The organism is Sharpea azabuensis DSM 18934 (genome assembly GCF_000702165.1).
Lineage (GTDB): Bacteria > Bacillota_I > Bacilli_A > Erysipelotrichales > Coprobacillaceae > Sharpea > Sharpea azabuensis.
In genome coordinates, this window is sequence record NZ_JNKU01000087.1 from 1 (window position 1) to 2,455 (window position 2,455).

The window sequence follows — 2,455 nt, forward strand, 5'->3', positions numbered from 1 at the left end:
GACCTGTAGCCTCAAGTCCTATTTTTATTTCCTGAGAATGATCCAGCCCGTTCAATGCATCCAGCAGTATGTTGAATCCGTCCTGATTGTTCCTATATGATGGTCAGCAGATTCCTACTGAACAGACCGAGAAGGTTCAGACAGAGTTTACAAGTGTGGCACTACTTAGTTCTGTTTCCTGCGGCGTTCCTACGTTAGAGGAAGAGTATATAGAGGAATATGTGAGTCGGTATTCCTTGGTAGAGGCTCCTATGAGGCAGTCACTTTTGCTTTAGCAGAAAAAATCACTGGCAGATTAAATTTGTCCGAATGGCATTGGATATTTTGGTTACTGTTACAGGTGTTTTGTTTGACGGAAAGTTTGGTGTATGCATCACAATTTAATATTGATAGCATTTTGCCGTCTCGGACCATCGGTACGGCTTTTCTGTTTTTCACGAATTCCAAACATGATATACTAAGTAACCAAATTGTGCTGATGAGAAATGGATATCATTACTACTGATTTCAAAGCCACTTGGAAGAAGACAAGATACGTATTCCAAGATATAAATCAGAATTGACCTATGTGAAAAGGGAGGCGGAGGAGAGTCTGCCGAGGAAGAAAACAGCGCGGTCGAACTGGCCGTGAAATCGGAATTTACCTATTAAGACATATAAACCGTTGACAATAAAGCTCCTATATAGTATTTTTAATAAGCTACTATATAGGAGGTTTTGTATGGACATGAATGGAGGATTTCTTGTCAGCAAAATAAAACAACTTGGAGACCGGATTTTCGAGAAGATTCTCAGTGAAAAGAATATTGATGCATTTAATGGAGCCCAGGGACGTATTCTTTATGTGCTGTGGCAGGAGGATGGTATCTCAATCAGGTCACTCTCGACTAAATGCGGATTAGCGATAACATCTCTTACTACGATGCTGGAAAGAATGGAAAATCAAGGGCTAATAAGCCGTGTTCAGTCTGAAACGGACAAAAGGAAAACACTCCTGTTTCTGACTGAGAAAGCACATGCCTTAAAGGGTGAGTACGATTCTGTATCTGATGAGATGGGCAGTATTTACTACAAAGGTTTTTCAGAGGAAGAAATTACTCGGTTTGAGGAATACCTCGACCGCATAAGAAAGAATCTTGAGGAGTGGCAGAAGTCATGAGTATTTGTATCAAAGATCAGATTCAGAACATGAATATCGTCATTGGCTGTACAGTGGGGTGTACATATTGCTATGCCCGCAACAACGTAAAACGCTGGCATATGATTGATGACTTCACTGACCCTGAATTCTTTCCGGGTAAGCTCAAGATGATGGAAAAGAAACGTCCGCAGAACTTTCTTCTCACCGGCATGAGCGATCTCTCTGGATGGAAGCCGGAATGGAGAGACGAGGTGTTTGCAAAGATCCGTGAAAATCCACAGCATCAGTTCCTGTTCCTTACCAAGCGACCTGATTTGCTGGATTTTGATACCGATCTGGAAAACGCATGGTTTGGCGTTACGGTGACGAGTAAAGCAGAACTGTGGCGTATCGATGCACTTCGGAAAAACGTCAGAGCAAAACATTACCATGTTACCTTTGAGCCGTTATTCGACGATCCCGGCACAGTTGACCTTTCCGGAATCAATTGGATCGTTGTCGGCACCATGACCGGAGCTCAGAGCAGGAAGATTCATACGGAGCCGGAATGGGCATGGTCTCTGGCGGACCAGGCACATAAGCTCGGCATTCCGGTGTTTATGAAGGAAAACCTTGTCCCTATCATAGGGGATGAAAATATGATTCAGGAAATGCCGGAAGAATTTAATAAAGTGTTAGAGGTACAGAAATCATGGAAGAAGTAATAAATGGAATCCTCATTCGTGAGGTGGAAACAAAGAACATCATGACTAAGTCTAGTCTGCCGGTAGGCGGTTACTCGGTCAATCCCTATGTGGGCTGTACACATGCCTGCAAGTATTGCTATGCTTCTTTTATGAAGCGCTTTACCGGGCACAAGGAGGAATGGGGCACTTTCCTTGATGTGAAGCATTGGCCGGAAATTAAAAATCCGAAGAAATATGCCGGACAGCGGGTGGTCATCGGTTCTGTGACAGATGGCTACAATCCACAGGAGGAGCAATACGGGAATACCAGAAAACTTCTGGAGCAGCTGATCGGCAGTGATGCAGATATTCTGATCTGCACAAAGTCGGATCTTGTGGTACGGGATATTGATCTGCTGAAGAAGCTTGGACGTGTAACCGTTTCATGGTCGATCAACACACTAGATGAAAATTTCAAGAACGATATGGACTCTGCTTCGAGCATTGAGCGCCGTATCTCTGCTATGAAGCAGGTATATGAAGCAGGTATCCGTATAATAATGGTAATATATAAATGACCAATTCGGGTGGTTTATTTTTACCCATTTTTGGGTAAATAAAACCGAATGGTCATTCTTTTTTTGTTACA

The 2,455-nt window shown here is 43.0% G+C and carries 3 protein-coding genes; all 3 read left to right on the forward strand.

What is annotated here, in order from left to right:
• Nucleotides 1-721 precede the first annotated feature (721 nt).
• Genes T529_RS0111560 through T529_RS0111570 form a run of 3 tightly spaced genes read left to right on the forward strand, consistent with a single transcriptional unit; the run spans nucleotide 722 to nucleotide 2,384 of the window.
• Nucleotides 722-1,159 carry a radical SAM mobile pair system MarR family transcriptional regulator gene (locus T529_RS0111560; RefSeq protein WP_033163764.1) on the forward strand — a complete coding sequence of 146 codons (438 nt, stop codon included), beginning with the start codon at nucleotides 722-724 and terminating at the stop codon, nucleotides 1,157-1,159.
• Nucleotides 1,156-1,845 carry a radical SAM mobile pair protein A gene (locus T529_RS0111565; RefSeq protein ID WP_033163765.1) on the forward strand — a complete coding sequence of 230 codons (690 nt, stop codon included), beginning with the start codon at nucleotides 1,156-1,158 and terminating at the stop codon, nucleotides 1,843-1,845. Before T529_RS0111560 ends, T529_RS0111565 begins: the two co-directional genes overlap by 4 nt.
• Entirely contained in the window at nucleotides 1,833-2,384 is a 552-nt protein-coding gene (locus T529_RS0111570; RefSeq protein ID WP_238560821.1) for a radical SAM protein, read from the forward strand. Before T529_RS0111565 ends, T529_RS0111570 begins: the two co-directional genes overlap by 13 nt.
• The last annotated feature ends 71 nt before the right edge of the window (nucleotides 2,385-2,455 follow it).